Genomic DNA, 16,933 nt, shown 5'->3' with positions numbered 1-16,933 from the left:
TGAGTTAATCGGTACCCGCGTAAGAGTGCAGCCCCGCTATGATCAGATTTACCCCAACCAGCGTAAACATCACCACAAGAAATCCAAGTACAGCCAGCCACGAAGACTTGCGTCCCTGGAAGCCGCGCGATAAGCGCAAGTGGAGGTAAGCACTGTAAAATAGCCAGGTAATCAGCGCCCATACTTCCTTCGGATCCCAGCCCCAGAATCTGCCCCAAGCCTGCTGCGCCCAGATCATGGCAAATATGAGCGCCCCCAGCGTAAAGATGGGAAATCCGATCGCAATTGCCCGGTAACTGATCTCATCCAAATCATCTGGGTCGATGCCCCGAACTGCAGGAGATAACGCGGTGCCAAGCGGCTTACGCAAGATTAACCGGAGCAGCAAATAAAGCACGATACCTGTTAGTATTGCCCAAATTATTGTATTCAGTTTACGGCCGGCCGTTTCCCCTCTCATCCAGGAAGGTGCATCAAACAAAGGCTTTTTCATCCCGAGGAACGGCTGAATGTGCTCCGGCTCACTTTGATGCGGACCAACGATCGGTGGCAGATTATAAACTTCTTTATCTTCTATTGTACTATTCTGCTCCACTTGGGTGTCAATCGTTGTCTGATTTTGTACGAACACAGCTTCATATCCGGCTGCCCGGAAGGCAAAGACGGAAACAATGAAGCCCAATACTATAATAATAGAAAAAAGCGTAAATTCAACCCACCATTTTTGACGGCGGCCTGCCTTGTCCGTCGCCTTAAAATCCACGGCCCGCAGCAGGTACATCAACCCGGCCACAAAACCAACGGCGAAGAACGCCTCGCCGGTAGCCGCCAGCGTTACGTGGATATAAAGCCAAATGGAACGCAGCGATGGAATCAACGGCTGAACGTCCCGCGGGAATACAGCAGCGTACGCCATAATAATGATCGCCAGCGGGAGGGCGAACATCCCCAGCAATATTTTGCGATAAATGATAAAAACGATGGTGAAAGCCACCATAATCATCATAGATAAGAACGTCATAAATTCGTACATATTGCTGACGGGTACATGTCCGCTGTATGCCCAGCGGGTTCCGCAATAGACAAAATGCGAGAGCAACCCAAGCGAGGAAACGGCAAATGAAATGCGTCCCCATTTCTTCTCATGGCGCTTCGGGTCGCGATTGCGCCACGTCTTGCCGGTTACGGCCACCACATAAAAAATAAAAGCCGCACAATAAAGCAAAAAGGCCGTCATAAATGCGACTCTGCTGATTTCCAAAAAGTTCATGGATGTTTCCCCCTATTTTCCAATGACTTCTCATCCGCTTCAACCCCCATCGATTGGAGGAATGCGGAAACTTCGCGGCGCATGCCAAACCAATTCTTGGTCGTATGTCCGCCCAGCGTCAGCTGGCGGCCATCAACACGCAGCCAGATGCGGCGATGCTGCCAGTAAAATCCTATGACCAGTCCAAGCATCACGATCCCAAGGCCCACCCAAACGAACGGCATCGCCCGGTCGACCCGGATGTTCAAATAACTGGACGCTTCGATAAAGTCGACGTCTTCCATCCCAAGGACGTCCAGCCGCAGCTTCGATTGCACGCCTCCAAGCTGCTCGTTAATCGCATCTTGCTGGAACCGCTCCTTGTCAATCTGTTTAGGGAAATAAATGTACTGTGCGCCATCCTCCGGAAGATCCGGTCCTTTGATCAAAAATAAAAAGGCAGGCGCGTTCGGCTCGCCGGAAATGGATACCGGCTTTCCCTCGTCGTTCAGGGAAAAATCCATATACTTATTTTGCAGCGTTAACCGGTAAGGGCCTACTTCATACTCACGCTCTGGATTTCTCATGTCCAATTTGAACTTGCCGTAGGATTCTCCGGTCTTGACATCTACTAAAGCGGGCTGCACCGATCTAAGCTTCGGGGTGAGATCAAAATCAAATTGATACGCTTGTAGTCCTTTGTAACTGAGCGGATCGTTCACCCGAATGGCATGTCGCTTGACTTCGCGAAGCTGCGGCTCTTTGGAAGGATCGTCGCAATCTGCTGTACATTCATACAGCACGGCTTGGGTCTCGAACAGCTTCGGTACGACCTTCCCTCTCGCTTTGAAATCCTCGGACATTTCGTCCTCGCTGTAATATTCAACCGTAAACTTCTCGTTTTTCAAGTAAAGGTTCGTTTCGGGAATATGCGTAATTTCGCCTTCAGGGAACCAGTAATGTGTGTCCAGATGCAGCCCCGGCAATCCGCGGAACAGAACCGCCAAGAGAAAAACAATCAGCCCGATATGAATAATGTAAGGGCCCCAGCGGCTAAACCTTTGTTTCTCTGCCAGCAAGGCGCTGCCATCTGTATAAACCCGGTAATGCTTCTTCCGCAGCGGTTGAACGGCACGTTGCACCCATTCCTCGCCATCCTCATTGATTTCCCCTTGATACACGATTTTCTGACGGGTGAGGAAAGCCAGATGCTTGCGCACTTTCTGTTTTGAAAGCGCTTTGTAAAGCGGAAGCACCCGATCCAGACTGCAGATGACAAGCGAAGCACCGATCATCACCAGCAGCAGAATAAACCACCAGGACTCATACGTATGGGACAAACCCAGTCGGTAATAAATTTCGCCGATCGTTCCATACTTGTTCTTGTAATAGGTTGAAGGGTCAAAATTAATGAAGTTGCTCTCCTGCTCGAAGATCGTCCCTAACATCGCACCAATCAAGGTGATGATGATCAAATAAATCGCGACCTTGACGGAGGAGAAGAAGTTCCAGACCCGATCAATAAAATTGGGATTGGCCCGCTGCGAGCGCCGAGCAACCCCGTCATAACGCATCTCCAAAAGCCCGCCTTGCTGCTGATCTTCCTCAAGCAGCGGTTTGCCGCAGGCTTCGCACAATACGGTTCCCACCCGGTTCTGGTGGCCGCATTCGCATTTTGTGTTTTCAATCACCGATTATGTCCTCCTCTCGACGTCAAAGCCCCACCAGCTGCCTGATTTGGTCATCCAACGTATCCAAATTCAGCTCGCCTTGATGAATAGAGGTAATTTTGCCGTTCTTGCCGATAAAGAACGTCGTTGGCATCGGCACGATGCCGTAATCGCGCGTTGTCGTATTGTTGGAATCATATAAAATGGGAAAATCCACACCTGTCTGCTTGACGAAATTTTGTACGGTCATCTCGTCTTCGCCCGTGTTGATGCCTAGAACGACGACGCCTTGATCGCGCCATTTTTCCCATTGGGCTTGTAATGCAGGCATTTCTTTGACGCAATAGGTGCACCAGGTAGCCCAAAAGTTTAAGACCACCGATTTGCCCTTATAGTCGTCCAACGTATGTACCTGTCCATCCAAACCGAGCAGTTTAAACGCTGGCGGATTCCCGCCTTGCTTAGGTTTATCGGCCTCACCGCCGGACACTGCAGTCCCGATCGCATATCCGCCCAGGATGACGATCAACAGCAAGATGACGATTTGGATCGGCCGTCTCGCCTTCCCCATAGTTAACTTCCTTTCTATGAAAATTGTCATGAAGTGTTGAACAATTCGTGAACACTCTATGAACATTATAACGAAAAATGCCGCAGTTTCAGCCCGGGGAAATATGAATATTATGTGACGCGCAAGAAATGAGGGGGATATCTTCGGATGGATAATTTCAGATTGAACTAAGGAGCTCATGGGTTGGGGCGACGTGTGAAATGTTCTTACGATCGCTGTTGCTCGCGGATTTCATTGATATCCTAAACTCATACTAAGGGTGAAATCCGCTCACAAAGGCGACCACTGCCGTTTCTCCAGAATCATTTCACACTATGCCATTTTCCACTCTTATGAAGGTCAACGGATACTGATCGTTCCTTAAAATCTACAGTTGCTTCATCTTCAAATTCACCGCTTCTTTACCACTATTCACCACATTTCTAGCGCTTAGGAGTGTGGGGAGTAGTAGTGCGAGCGAGTTTGTAGAGGCTGTCGACTTCTTCTTTGGTTAAATGGCGGTACAGACCGCGTTTGAGGTTGCCCAGAACCAAATCACCAAAAGAAATTCGCTTGAGCCGTGTCACCGGGTGCGAAATTGCATCAAACATGCGGCGCACTTGACGGTTTCGGCCCTCATGAATCGTGATCGAGATGGTTGCGTACTTCTCCTCCGGGTCAATGTCATAGTACTCGACCTCGGCTGGTGCCGTCATCCCATCCTCCAGCATCACACCTTGCTTCAGCTTGTCCAGCGCGGTACCATGCGGTACCCCTTTGACCGTTGCCAGATACGTCTTCGGTACATGATGCTTTGGATGCGTCAGCAAATGTGCAAATTCGCCGTCATTGGTCAGCAGCAGTAGACCTTCCGTATCGTAGTCGAGCCGGCCTACTGGATAAACCCGCTCCTTGATTCCTTTTAAGTAATCGGTGACGATTTTCCGGCCTTGGGGATCGGAAGCGCTCGTGATGACGCCTTTCGGTTTATTGAACATCAGGTACAGCTTCTTCTCCGCGCCGATTGGCTTGCCCTCAACGGTAATCACGTCCACGGACGGATCAGCTTTCGTGCCCAGCGTCGTAACGGTCTCACCATTGACTTGAACCTTGCCGCTTAGAATTAATTCCTCGCATTTACGGCGCGATGCCACACCGGCAGCGGCCAAAATTTTCTGTAATCTTTCCATATTTGCATTAGTCACCTCATACACATGATACCCACCTCATGGAAAAATCACAATAGCAGCCCCCATAAACCGCAAAAACCGCCCCATCAGCGAAGTGCTGCAGGCGGTTCAACGATCATAAAAGGTATGTAGTTATTTAACCGAATAAGAGCAAGCAAACGACGATCGCAGCGATAAAGCCAACAACATCCGAAAATAATCCAACCTTTAAGGCATAACGGCCGTTCCGGATCCCCACGGCCCCGAAATACACCGTCAAAACGTAGAGCGTTGTATCGGTACTTCCTTGAATAGTGGAAGCGATCCGGCCGATCATCGAATCTGGACCATAGGTTTTGATCAGGTCAGTTGTAAAGGCCAGTGAGCCCGTCCCGGTCAAAGGCCGAAGAAACCCAAGCGGCAGCACTTCCGGCGGAACATGAAGCCAGGATAGAAAGGGCGTCATCCACCCGACAAAGAAATCGAGCGCCCCAGAAGCGCGGAACACGCTGATTGCCACCATCATGCCAACCAGATGCGGGATGATCCCTATGGCGGTTGAGAACCCATCCTTCGCTCCGTCGACAAACGACTCATAGACCGGTACTTTTTTGAAATAAGCATAAAGCGGAATAAAGGCAATCATCACCGGTACGGCCCAAGCCGAAATAAGATTCACCCAATCGAGCAAAATGCCTCACCCTTTCAGCGAAATATCGGGTGGCGCCGAGATCCGCGGCGGTGTACGATACGTGTTCCGTCTGCGATACCAGCGATCAGCGACGATAGCCGCCCCTGTGGCGATGGCTGTCGCAAGCAGCGTCGACCCCACGATTTCTGCCGGATTCGCAGAATGGAAGTTGATGCGGATCGCAATCAACGTGGTGGGAATCAACGTAATGCTGGCGGTGTTCAGGGCCAGCAAAGTACACATGGCCGGGGAGGCCGTTTGTTTGTCTGGGTTCAGCTCCTGCAACGCCTGCATGGCGCGGATTCCCATCGGCGTAGCTGCGTTCCCAAGGCCAAGTAAATTTGCGCTCATGTTCGATAAAATATACCCCATCGCCGGATGGTTCTTCGGCACGTCGGGGAACAAATAAGCAACAATCGGTCCAAGCAGCCTGGAGATCGTCTTCACCAGGCCAGAATCCTCCGCCAGTCGCATGATCCCAAGCCAAAACACCAACACGCTGATTAATCCAAAACATACGGTTACGCCGGTCGCAGCCCCGTCAAACGCCGCTTGCGTCACCGTACCGATATCCCCTTTAATAGCTGCAAAGAGAAACCCAATCAAAATAAGTGCAAGCCATATTTTGTTGACCATTCGTTCTGCCCCTCCTTCGCCCAGTCTTGCCTCTCTCCCTTTACCCCACATCAAATATCAAACAACAAGGTTTGCAGCACCTTCTTTAACGCCGCAGACCAATCAGAAGGCCATTGAATCACCTGATGTTCCGAGGCGGATCCATAGGCTCCGCCGACATTCGGCTCGTTGCCCCTCTCCAGGATGGTCGGGTTAAAGCTGGCCTTATCGTACACCGGCACCGTGCCGATTTCTTCTCCATTTAATCGAACGCTTATTCGCCCGCGATAACCAAACGAGCCTGTACGCGCCTCCACTAACTTCAGCCTTCTCTCAACTTTGCCGACTTCCTCCGGGGCCAGCGCATATTTGAAATCCGCCCCGGTCACCAGACCGTTTTCAATCGCTTGCCCTTTGCCTATCAACGTTGTCAGAGGAAAGTTCGCAAAACCGTAATCCAGCAGCTTGCGGTGATCATTCCAATCATCCCCGTCGTTTAATGTGACGACGGCGATTTGCTGTCCATTGCGGGTCGCGGAGCTCACCAAACAACGTCTTGCCGTCTTCGTATAGCCGGTTTTCACGCCGTCTGCCCCGTCGTAGAAACGCAGCATCTTGTTCTTGTTTAACCACTTATAATCCCACGGATCATTGGGGTTTGGCGCGGTTTTGCTGGGTGTTCGAACGATCTCCTTAAAGTGCGGATTTTTCAATGCATAGCTTGTCAGCTTGGCCAAATCGTTGGCTGAAGAATAATGCCCTTCGGCATCTAAACCATGCGGATTTTGAAAATGGGTATGCGTTAATCCGAGAAGCTTGGCCTTTTCATTCATCAAATAAACGAAGCCTTCCTCCGAGCCGCCCACATGCTCTGCAATCGCGGTCGCTGCATCATTGCCTGAACGGAGCATCAGCCCGTATAGCATATTTTCCAGACTCATCTCTTCCCCTAAATGGAGATAGAGGGATGAGCCCTCCTTCCCGTATGCGTTCTTTCCAACCGTAACCATATCCGACAGTTTGCCGTGCTCGATCGCGACGATGGCGGTCATGATCTTGGTCAAGCTGGCGATGGGCAACTCGTCATCTCCGTGCAAGCTGTACAGCAGGCGACCCGAGGTCACGTCAATGACCGCAGCGGCCTGAGCATGGATCGAGGGCGCATCGGGAGCAGCTTGTACAGCCTGCGGATTCAACCAGGCGAACAGCAGAACCGCGGCCAATAAGCAGCAAAAGGAGTGTAATCTGCGGTCATGTGAATCTTTCTTCATAAGTTGATTCCTCCGGTAACAGGTACTATAGCAGGTACTTGTTTACTTATATGCAATTTTGCAAGAGAGTATGTCCCACCTAAAATCAAGAAAAAGACCCCTCCCGGCAGCCCGGAAAGGATCAACGGTCAAAAGGCAGTTATGCAAAAGGATTGATGCCGGTTCGGACGGCCGATTCCTGCATCTGGGCAGCTTGCGCTGTTGCCATCGCTGCATTCGCAGTTGCATTCTGGTTCGGGAACATGGACTGGATTCGGTCGATGATACCAGGTACGGTATCGATGATTTTTTCGACAAGATGTGTTTGGTTATCCAGCGGCACAATGTGTACGCCCGGCTTTCCTACGACGAGGAACGCGATCGGATTAATCGAAACCCCGCCGCCGCTACCGCCGCCAAACGGGCGGACATTGCTGTTCTCAGAAGAGCCTGTGGTCGATTTATTGTGTTCGTCATCAACAATAAAATCGCTCCCCCCGGCAGCAAAACCGAAGCCCACGCGGCTGATTGGCAAAATCACGCTGCCGTCCGGCGTTTCGACCGGTTCACCCACGATCGTGTTGACATCAACCATTTCCTTGATGTTTTCCATAGCGGTTTGCATTAGCCCTTTAATAGGATGGTCAGCCATTTCTTAACTCCTCCCTTCACTTTTAGCACGCGAACTATAAGTACCAGTCCAGCATAGATAGCATAACCGCAGCGAATTTGCGCTATGCAGCGCAATTCCGTGGAAAATAACGGCTTGCTGCCGAATACAGGAACGACAAACAATTTAGGTCTCTGCTTCAAAGAAATATAACGGGTAAGCCAGCCAACAATCGTCGCTTTAACTCCCCATAGTGCCCCCGTTAACGTCGCGGTATGGGCCGCATCCTCTAACGCGATGTTCGTTGACCATTCCAGCTTGCGGAAGGAGACGCGGCGAAGTGTGGATTGAAGCCAGACCCGCAGCCCGCTGGTCGCTTGAAGCAAACGTTCGAACTGATCCATCCATAGCTCGACCTTGTCTTTGTTCACCTCGTGGTCGACGCTGGTGGATTCCTTTTGCAGCACGTTCTCTGGCTGATTTTTCTCGATCTGCACACCGTCACGCCAATTTTTGATCCGGATTGTAGGTACCTGGTAACGTAAGCGAACAAAGCCATAGAGCATCGTAACTTCCAGCAACACCGTGTCATCCCGATTTTTCTTGCGCAGGGTCAAATTGAACGTAATGGTAGACAGCAAAATCAAGGCAGCTATTAGCAGCAGCAGGATCAGGATGCCTCCGAGCCAAATCCACACGGGAAAGCCCTCCATACCTATCAGATAAAATACTCCATCGTAGTATGGCTATTCCAAAAGGAAATCATTCGATACGTTTCACGTTTTAAGCAAAGTGCTCGACAACGATCTGTTTGGCCGGTTACCGGCAATTGCGATGACTTAATTGAGCGAAAAAAATACCCGGGCACACTTGGCCGGGTGATGGGGTTATGTAAGCGGCAATGCGGTGGGAGGCTTTTTAGAGAGATTGGTGATGAGCAGGTGGGGTCGTGGATTGCGATATGGTTTGGAAAATGGGCGGACACTGCAACACTGGTGATTAGCATCGCGAAGTCAGGCGAGGCTGGCGCCTCGCTCAACCGCCTACCGGGAAATGTCCTCATAAATTCCCTGGTTCCATATCATCGGGATTTTCCCCCGGTGACTCCTCCTTCGCCACAAAATCCTGATTTACATCATCAAACGTCAGCTGTTGTTCCTCTAAGCGCTGGAACAGGAGCTGCGTCTCCTCCTCCAGCTCCTCGGCACTTTCGAAATCGGCCAAGTCCGGCAAATCCTTTAAGCTGGCCAGTCCAAAATAGTCCAGAAACGCCTTCGTGGTCCCATACAAAATCGGACGGCCGATCGCTTCAGCGCGGCCCACTTCCTCAATCAAATCCTTGTTGACCAGAGAATGAATCGCCCGCTCGGATTTCACCCCCCGGATTTCCTCAATTTCCACCCGAGTAATCGGTTGACGATAAGCGATAATCGATAACGTTTCAAGCGCAGCCTGGGATAAGGTCGAACGCGAAGGCGAATAAGCCAGCCGTTCGAAATAAGGGGCATGCTCCGGAAGCGTCGCCAGCTGGTAGTTGCCGGCGATTTGCACGATTTGCAGTCCTCTGCCGGCTCGCTCGAAGGACGATTTCATATCCAGCAGGGCATCGGACACCACCTCTTGCCGCTGTTCCGTCACTTCAGCCAGCTGTTTGAGGCTTAAGCCTTCCTCACCTGCCAAGAAGAGCAACCCCTCAATAATCGATTTCAATTCCTGAAAATTCATCGATACTTCCTTCCCCTCTCCACTCCATAACAATATCGTCGAAAAGCCGGTTCTGATAGCAGACGATTTGCTTCATCTTCATCAGTTCCAACACGGCCAAAAACGTGACGACGATTTCGTGCCGACTCATCTCCGTATGCAGCAGCTTGGAAAAGAGCAACCTGCCGCCTTTCCCCACATGCTCGAACGCAGACACGACTTCCTTCAGCCGATCCTTAACGGAAATTTCGTCGCGGTGAATCCGCGCTACCGTGTTGCGCTTGGCTGCCCGACGCATCGCCTTCTGGAAGACGGCAATCAAATCAGCAGCATGCAGCCCTTTCACGGGGTTCTCCTGCACCTCCGGCATAAACGGCGTCAGATCCTCCGGTTCTTTCGAGAAAATCAAGCTGCGCTCCCACTCGCGTTCATGCAAATGCGCAGCGATCCCTTTATATTTACGGTATTCGATCAGCTTGCGGATAAGCTCGTCCCGAGGATCTTCTTCCTCCTCAAACAAGTAATCGAAATCATCGTCCATTTCGATGACGGGTGGTTTCGGCAGCAGCTGCTTACTCTTGATCGACAGCAGCGTCGCAGCCATGACCAGAAACTCGCTGGTGACCTCCAGCTCAAGCTCCTGCATGTCTTGCAAATATTCGAGGTACTGATCGGTAATCTCACTGATGGAGATTTGATGGATATCAATCTCGGCTTTATCGATCAGGTGCAATAGCAAATCAAGCGGCCCCTCGAAGGTTTCCAGCTTATACGTTACTGTCGTCAATGAACATCCTCCACCCGTAAGCAAACATGTATGTACATAAGTTTACCTTAAAAATCGGTTGTTGCAAAAGAAAAATGTAGTACCCCTTCGGCTCAGGGGTACTACATTAAGATAAGCATTATTGCAGCTGTTTCGTCAAGTTCGCCATTTCGATGGCTGCCAATGCGGCATCCCAGCCTTTATTTCCGGCTTTCGTACCGGCACGTTCGATCGCCTGCTCGATATTTTCGGTCGTTACGACGCCAAAGATCGTAGGCACGCCGGTTTTAAGGCCAACGGCGGCAACGCCTTTGGAAACCTCGTTGCAGACATAATCATAATGAGTGGTGGAGCCGCGGATGACCGTACCCAGCGTAATGACTGCATCGTATTTGCCGCTCTCCGCCAGCTTCTGTGCCGCAAACGGGATTTCGAACGCCCCCGGTACCCAGGCAACGTAAATTTCTTCCTCTTTGGCTCCATGCCGTTTCAATGCATCCAAGGCGCCGGAAAGCAGCTTGCTTGTAATAAATTCATTAAAGCGGCTGACTACGATCGCATATTTTAACCCGTCCGATACTAAATGCCCTTCAAATACGTTTGCCATGATTCATCAAACCTTTCTATTAGTAGAGTTAGATCATTGCTAAGGGAATTCGCTTCGCCATTAAACGCGAGTGGAAGACTCATCCTGCTCCACATCGTCAAATTTGAGCAAATGCCCTAATTTCGCTTGTTTGGTATGCAAGTACTTGGTGTTATCCTCGTTCTCTTTCATTTGAATGGGTACCCGTTCGACAACCTCCAGGCCATAGCCTTCCAAGCCTTTGATTTTACGTGGATTGTTGGTCATCAAGCGAATTTTGCGGACACCCAGATCCTTGAGAATCTGCGCTCCAATTCCGTAATCGCGCAGGTCTGCCGGAAATCCAAGCTTCAGGTTGGCGTCCACCGTATCAAAGCCTTGTTCCTGCAGCTTGTAGGCCTTCAACTTGTTAATCAAGCCGATGCCGCGGCCCTCTTGTCGCATATACAGCAGCACGCCTCTGCCCGCTTCCTCAATCTGGCGCAGAGCGGCCTCAAACTGCGGTCCGCAATCGCAGCGGTGAGAATGGAACACGTCCCCGGTCAAGCACTCGGAGTGCACCCGAACCAGCACCGGCTCATCGCCGTTGATTTCACCTTTGACAAGCGCAACGTGTTCTTTATTATCCACGTCATTCGTATAAGCGACAGCACGGAACTCGCCGTAATCCGTTGGCATGCGCACTTCCACTTCGCGATTAACCAGCTTCTCTTTCTCATTGCGGTAATGGATCAGGTCTTTAACGCTGATCAGCTTGAGATCATAAGTTTTGGCGATCTCCACCAAATCCGGCAGCCGGGCCATCGTCCCGTCTTCCTTGATGACCTCGCAGATGACGCCGGCTGGATAGGCACCGCACATCCGGGCCAGGTCAACCGCGGCTTCCGTGTGTCCAGCGCGGCGCAGCACGCCGCCTTTCTTTGCAATTAACGGGAACATATGGCCTGGACGGCGGAAGTCCGACGGCTTGGCATTGGGATCCATGATCGCCTTTACCGTTAACGACCGCTCATATGCCGAGATGCCCGTTGTCGTATCTTTATGGTCAATCGAGACGGTAAAGGCCGTCCCATGATTATCTGTGTTTTGCGCCACCATCGGCTGCAAATCCAACTCCTCTGCCCGTTCCGCCGTAATCGGCAGGCAGACCAGTCCGCGGCCTTGGGTGATCATGAAGTTGATCACTTCGGGCGTCGCCTTTTCCGCAAGTGCCACGAAATCTCCTTCATTCTCCCGGTCTTCGTCGTCGACGACAATAATGACCTTCCCGCGCATTAGTTCGTAAATCGCTTCCTCGACCCGGTCTAATACAATGTCACTCATCACATTCCCCTCCTTAAAATAAATGTTGATCGTCCGATGTAACGGAACTTAGAGACGTTATTTCGTATGTTCACACGAACCCGTTCGCAGCCAGAAACGGGAGATTAATTCCCAACTCGCCGCCGCTCGCTTCATCCGTATCCTGGCCGCCTCTGCCGTACTTGAGGAGATGATCCACGTATTTTCCCAGCACATCGCATTCGAGATTCACTGTGTCTCCCGCCCGCTTAAAGGCGAGCACTGTCTCGGCTAACGTATGCGGGATGATAGATACCGTGAACGTCCCGCCTTCCGCTTCGACCACTGTTAAGCTGATGCCATCCACGGCGATGGAGCCTTTAGGAATAATGTATTTGAATAAGGAAGGCTTACTTGGTCGAATTTCAAACACAACCGCATTCTGATCCTGACTCGTACCAACAATCGTGCCGACGCCGTCGACATGACCCTGTACGATATGTCCGCCGAAGCGTCCATTCGCCGCCATGGCACGCTCCAAATTCACACGGCTGCCGGGTTTCAAGTCCTTCAGATTGGTGTTGCGGAACGTTTGCGGCATCACGTCAACCGAGAAGGAGGAGGCATCAAACGAGGTGGCGGTCAAGCAGACGCCGTTCACTGAGATGCTGTCACCCAGCTTGATGCCTTCGGTAACTATCTTTGCCGCAATGTTCAGAATCATCGCTTCTCCTTTGCGGCTAATCGATTTCATCGTGCCGATTTCTTCCACAAGTCCTGTAAACATTAGTGATCTCCCTCCTTCACCTGCGCCCAGACCGGTACTCCTCTGATGCACACATTATCCCCGATTTGTTCGACTTCCATGTCGCGCAAGGTCACCGCATCCCGCATGAGATCATATCCGGCGAAGTTAAAACTTGCGGGGGCATCCACGCCTCCAATCAGCTTAGGGGCTAGGAAAAGTACGATCTCATCCACCAGCTGTTGTTCCAGCAGCGAACCGTTAAGTCGTCCGCCTCCTTCAACGAGGATAGAAGATATCCCGCGTTGACCGATTTGAACAAGCGCATTCCGCAGATCAACCTGCGGGCCGCTGCCACAGCGGAGAACTTCCGCCCCAAGGCGAGTGAGGCGTTCAACCTTGTCCGGATCGGCCTGTTCCGTCGTCACAATCCAAGTGGGGGCTTGCCCGTCCCGCAGGACTTGGGCCGTCTCTGGAATACGGAGCGTTGAATCAGCAATGATACGAATGGGTGACAGACCCGGAACGGATAATCGGGTAGTCAACTGCGGATCATCCGCCAGGATCGTCGAAACGCCCACCATTATAGCTTGGTGTTGATGGCGCATCGAGTGGACGATTTCTCTCGCTTTCTCATTGGAAATCCACTTACTATCCCCTGTCCGGCTTGCCAGCTTCCCATCCAGCGTGCTGGCGGATTTAATCGTCACATAAGGCATGCCTGTCGTGATGAACTTAATAAAGCGGCGATTCAGCTTCAAAGCTCGTTCACGCAACACACCCACTTCAACTTCAATTCCGGCAGCACGCAGCATTTCAATGCCTTTGCCGGCGACCAGCGGATTCGGATCTTCACAAGCAACTACGACGCGCCGCACCTTCTCGTGAATCAATCGCTCGGCACAAGGCGGGGTTAGTCCGTGATGGCTGCAAGGCTCTAAGGTGACATATACGGTGCTCCCTCCTGCTTGGGAACCGGCCATATTCAAGGCATGTACCTCGGCATGCGGAGTCCCCCGCTTCAAGTGCGTGCCCAGCCCAATCAAGGCCCCATCCTTCACGACAACGGCACCAACGACTGGATTGGTCCCGGTTTGTCCTTGTGTGCGCTCCGCCATATCTAACGCCAGCGCCATGTAATATTCGTCGTCAATCACCTTCATCCGCGGTCCTCCTTACGCCAATCCGTGAAGCGAAGAATACAAAAACAACCCTGCCGCAATCCGGCAGGGCTGAACATGAGAGTAGTTTTACGCCTATCAAAAAGAGCACTTTCGTCTACCCACTGTCGCCAAGACACGACCCTAAAATCGTACAAAGACGACAAATAGACCAAAACGAAAGCTTGGCAACGTCAAGACTCTTCACCACCCAAGGCATGTGAAAAATATAACTTGATCGTTTGAAGCTCTTTAGGTACGAACACCTTCGCAAATAAAATAACGTACGTGCTCTCGCGTTTCCTTCTCCCATCCAGACTATACTGTCGGTCCCGGAATCTCACCGGGTCAGCCGCATGCTTACGTAAGCACTGCGGGTCACGGACTTGTGCTTCATCGAACAGACGTCCAATGAGCCATCACCGTCGGTAGGGAATTTCACCCTGCCCCGAAGGATTGCTAATTATTAGATTTTGCATGACTGCAAAACGAATGTTAGCACTAATTTTGTAAAAAATCAAGCACACCCGTCACACCGCCAATCCCCCTTTACCTCACAGGTTCTTGCAGCATGCATAAAAACCGGCCCAAAGAGCCAACCTTAAGAACGATATCGATACCAATTCTATTTCTCAGGAGGAATGAACGTGGCAAAACCGGATAATCGCTCCGACAATGTGGAAAAGATTCAACGCAACATCCAAAACACCATTAAGAACTTCCGTGAAGGACAAGATTATCTCAGCGAGCATGCTGATGAAATCTCCCCTCAGGAGAAGCAGCAAATCGAGGAGAAGAACGAGAAACGTCTGCGTGCCATCGAAGGCTTCCGTGAAGAAGTGAAAGACGAAGCCGCCCACCAAAGAAATTCCTAATCCAATGAAAAAGGGGCCCCGCTCAAGCCAGCTTGGCATAGCGAGGTCCCTTTTAAGTTTGCGAATTAAATTAAGCTTCGTCCCACACAGTAACTTCTTTCATTTTATCCCCGGGACGAATTTGATCCACGTACTCCATCCCCGATGTCACCTTACCAAAAACGGTATGCACGCCGTCCAAATGCGGCTGCGGTTCATAGACGATAAAGAACTGGCTGCCGCCGGTATCTTTGCCGGCATGTGCCATCGACAATACTCCGCGCTCATGCTTCGTCACATTGGTATCCGTTTCGCATTTGATCGTATACCCTGGGCCGCCTGTGCCGTTGCCGATCGGGCAGCCGCCTTGTGCAACAAACCCTGGGATCACGCGATGGAACGTAAGTCCGTTATAAAATCCGGAGTTGGCCAGCTTCTCAAAGTTTGCGACCGTTCCAGGAGCTTCTTCAGGCAGGAACTGAATTTCGACTTCTCCGCCTTTTTCCAAAACGATTTTACCTTTTTTCATATCGTATACACACCCTTCTTCATAAACGTCTAGGACAAACCTCTTACAGTTTACTAGAAAATCCGCATACAAGCAAAGCAAGGCCTGATAGGAAACGACAATTCGCTCCCTCTCAGGCCTTGCTGTTTCATAAGTTCCTGCTTATTTCAGCGATGGCTGCTTTGCAATCCGTTCTGGAATCACGTCACAAGCGATCAGATCCTGCAACGACTCGCGCTTCACGACGAGATCGCTGCGTCCGTCTTGCACGAATACGACGGCCGGACGACGAATCCGGTTGTAGTTGCTGGCCATCGCGTAGTTGTACGCACCGGTGCAAGATACGGCGAGCAGATCGCCGCTGTTCACCTTCGGCAGCTCTACGTCCCAGATCAGCATATCGCCGCTTTCACAGCATTTACCGGCGATCGACACGGTCTCCTCATTGGCATCGTTGGCGCGGTTGGCTAACATCGCCTCATATTTCGAGCCGTATAGCGCCGGACGTGGGTTGTCCGTCATCCCACCATCAACGGCCACATATTTACGCACGCCAGGGATATCCTTGCTCGTACCTACCGTATACAGCGTCGTGCCGGCATCACCAACGATGCTCCGCCCCGGTTCAACCCAAATTTCCGGAAGCTGCGGATAATTCGCGAACTCCCGTTTCACTGCATCCGTAATCGCTCCTACGTAATCAGACACCTTCAGCGGCGTGTCGCCTTCCGTATAACGAATACCAAAGCCGCCGCCCAGGTTAACCACCTTGAAGGTCACACCAAGCTGATCCTTCACCTGCATCGCAAAAGCCGCAACACGCTCAACGGCCAACTGGAACCCTTCCACTTCAAAAATTTGCGAGCCGATATGCGAATGCACGCCAAGCAAATGCAGATTCAAGCTGCGGTTCGCCAAATCAACGGCTTCCAACGCCGAACCGTTGCCGATATCAAACCCGAATTTCGAGTCCGTCTGACCTGTTGAAATATATTCATGCGTATGGGCTTCCACCCCTGGTGTTACGCGAAGCAGGACATTCACCGTAACACCTTTCTCAGCGGCAAGCGCCTGCAGCATATGCAACTCCGTAAAATTGTCTGCTACGAAACAGCCAATCCCGGCGGAAATTGCCATCTCCAATTCATCTGGCGTCTTGTTGTTGCCATGAAAATGGATTCGCTGCGCAGGAAATCCCGCTTGAAGGGCCGTATACAATTCACCCTCGGAGACAACATCCAGGGACAAGCCCTCCTCCTCGGCCAGCCGGCACATCGCCATGACGCAGAATGCTTTGCTGGCATAAGCGACCTGGAAAGACAGGCCCGATGCACGGAAAGCATCCATATATTCACGGCATCTTTGCCGCACAAGGGCTTCATCTACGACATACAGCGGCGTTCCATAGGTTTGCTTCAACTCGACCGTATCGCAGCCGCCGATTTCGAGATGGCCTTTTGCATTAATTTTGCTGGTACCGTGTAAATACATCTATGCAGTCCTCCACTTTCACAATTTTACACCA

The 16,933-nt window shown here is 51.3% G+C and carries 18 protein-coding genes and 1 riboswitch; of the genes, 1 reads left to right on the top strand and 17 read right to left on the bottom strand.

The genetic code is table 11. The features are described 5' to 3' along the window. Window positions 1–4 precede the first annotated feature (4 nt). From ccsA to ribD, 15 genes are all read right to left on the bottom strand, one after another. Window positions 5–1,270 (bottom strand): cytochrome c biogenesis protein CcsA, encoded by a 1,266-nt coding sequence (gene ccsA, locus C812_RS05960; protein ID WP_016311763.1) that lies wholly within the window; start codon window positions 1,268–1,270, stop codon window positions 5–7. Then, entirely contained in the window at window positions 1,267–2,940 is a 1,674-nt protein-coding gene (gene resB / locus C812_RS05955; RefSeq protein ID WP_016311762.1) for a cytochrome c biogenesis protein ResB, read from the bottom strand. Before resB ends, ccsA begins: the two co-directional genes overlap by 4 nt. Window positions 2,941–2,962: 22 nt before the next feature. Beyond that, window positions 2,963–3,490, bottom strand: a complete 528-nt coding sequence (locus C812_RS05950; RefSeq protein ID WP_016311761.1) for a peroxiredoxin family protein — start codon at window positions 3,488–3,490, stop codon at window positions 2,963–2,965. A 422-nt stretch (window positions 3,491–3,912) separates the two neighbouring features. Beyond that, window positions 3,913–4,659, bottom strand: coding sequence for a pseudouridine synthase (locus C812_RS05945; protein ID WP_036624368.1), 747 nt, complete (start codon window positions 4,657–4,659; stop codon window positions 3,913–3,915). A gap of 136 nt (window positions 4,660–4,795) precedes the next feature. After that, entirely contained in the window at window positions 4,796–5,329 is a 534-nt protein-coding gene (locus C812_RS05940; RefSeq protein WP_009225843.1) for a spore maturation protein, read from the bottom strand. Between the two features lie 6 nt (window positions 5,330–5,335). Next, window positions 5,336–5,965, bottom strand: a complete 630-nt coding sequence (locus C812_RS05935; protein ID WP_016311759.1) for a nucleoside recognition domain-containing protein — start codon at window positions 5,963–5,965, stop codon at window positions 5,336–5,338. Between the two features lie 50 nt (window positions 5,966–6,015). After that, window positions 6,016–7,215, bottom strand: a complete 1,200-nt coding sequence (locus tag C812_RS05930) for a D-alanyl-D-alanine carboxypeptidase family protein (RefSeq protein WP_016311758.1) — start codon at window positions 7,213–7,215, stop codon at window positions 6,016–6,018. Window positions 7,216–7,354: 139 nt separating this feature from the next. Further along, window positions 7,355–7,846, bottom strand: coding sequence for a GerW family sporulation protein (ytfJ, locus tag C812_RS05925; protein ID WP_016311757.1), 492 nt, complete (start codon window positions 7,844–7,846; stop codon window positions 7,355–7,357). Beyond that, entirely contained in the window at window positions 7,819–8,502 is a 684-nt protein-coding gene (locus C812_RS05920) for a DUF2953 domain-containing protein (RefSeq protein ID WP_016311756.1), read from the bottom strand. The genes ytfJ and C812_RS05920 overlap by 28 nt, the downstream gene beginning before the upstream one ends. A gap of 361 nt (window positions 8,503–8,863) precedes the next feature. After that, window positions 8,864–9,529 (bottom strand): SMC-Scp complex subunit ScpB, encoded by a 666-nt coding sequence (gene scpB / locus C812_RS05915; protein ID WP_016311755.1) that lies wholly within the window; start codon window positions 9,527–9,529, stop codon window positions 8,864–8,866. Further along, window positions 9,498–10,295 carry a segregation and condensation protein A gene (locus C812_RS05910; protein WP_016311754.1) on the bottom strand — a complete coding sequence of 266 codons (798 nt, stop codon included), beginning with the start codon at window positions 10,293–10,295 and terminating at the stop codon, window positions 9,498–9,500. Before C812_RS05910 ends, scpB begins: the two co-directional genes overlap by 32 nt. A 118-nt stretch (window positions 10,296–10,413) precedes the next feature. Beyond that, window positions 10,414–10,881 carry a 6,7-dimethyl-8-ribityllumazine synthase gene (gene ribH / locus C812_RS05905; RefSeq protein ID WP_009225836.1) on the bottom strand — a complete coding sequence of 156 codons (468 nt, stop codon included), beginning with the start codon at window positions 10,879–10,881 and terminating at the stop codon, window positions 10,414–10,416. 60 nt (window positions 10,882–10,941) lie between these two features. Further along, window positions 10,942–12,183, bottom strand: coding sequence for a bifunctional 3,4-dihydroxy-2-butanone-4-phosphate synthase/GTP cyclohydrolase II (locus C812_RS05900; protein ID WP_016311753.1), 1,242 nt, complete (start codon window positions 12,181–12,183; stop codon window positions 10,942–10,944). Window positions 12,184–12,253: 70 nt separating this feature from the next. Then, on the bottom strand, window positions 12,254–12,928 hold the full coding sequence (ribE, locus tag C812_RS05895) for a riboflavin synthase (RefSeq protein WP_016311752.1): 675 nt from the start codon (window positions 12,926–12,928) through the stop codon (window positions 12,254–12,256). After that, the gene (gene ribD / locus C812_RS05890) at window positions 12,928–14,049 is read right to left on the bottom strand and encodes a bifunctional diaminohydroxyphosphoribosylaminopyrimidine deaminase/5-amino-6-(5-phosphoribosylamino)uracil reductase RibD (RefSeq protein ID WP_016311751.1); all 1,122 of its coding nucleotides are present in this window, start codon (window positions 14,047–14,049) and stop codon (window positions 12,928–12,930) included. Before ribD ends, ribE begins: the two co-directional genes overlap by 1 nt. Before the next feature lie 294 nt (window positions 14,050–14,343). After that, window positions 14,344–14,506, bottom strand: a riboswitch (FMN riboswitch). Window positions 14,507–14,693: 187 nt separating this feature from the next. Between ribD and tlp the strand changes: the two genes are divergently transcribed. Continuing rightward, a complete protein-coding gene (gene tlp / locus C812_RS05885; protein WP_016311750.1) occupies window positions 14,694–14,921 on the top strand; it encodes a small acid-soluble spore protein Tlp in 228 nt (75 codons plus the stop codon). Window positions 14,922–14,991: 70 nt separating this feature from the next. On the opposite strand, the gene C812_RS05880 is transcribed toward tlp, so the two are convergent. Then, the gene (locus C812_RS05880; RefSeq protein ID WP_016311749.1) at window positions 14,992–15,429 is read right to left on the bottom strand and encodes a peptidylprolyl isomerase; all 438 of its coding nucleotides are present in this window, start codon (window positions 15,427–15,429) and stop codon (window positions 14,992–14,994) included. A 141-nt stretch (window positions 15,430–15,570) separates the two neighbouring features. Continuing rightward, the gene (lysA, locus tag C812_RS05875) at window positions 15,571–16,899 is read right to left on the bottom strand and encodes a diaminopimelate decarboxylase (RefSeq protein WP_016311748.1); all 1,329 of its coding nucleotides are present in this window, start codon (window positions 16,897–16,899) and stop codon (window positions 15,571–15,573) included. Between the last annotated feature and the right edge of the window lie 34 nt (window positions 16,900–16,933).

It is taken from the genome of Paenibacillus barengoltzii G22, from assembly GCF_000403375.2.
Classification (GTDB): Bacteria; Bacillota; Bacilli; order Paenibacillales; family Paenibacillaceae; genus Fontibacillus; species Fontibacillus barengoltzii.
This window is presented reverse-complemented; position numbering and strand designations above follow the sequence as displayed.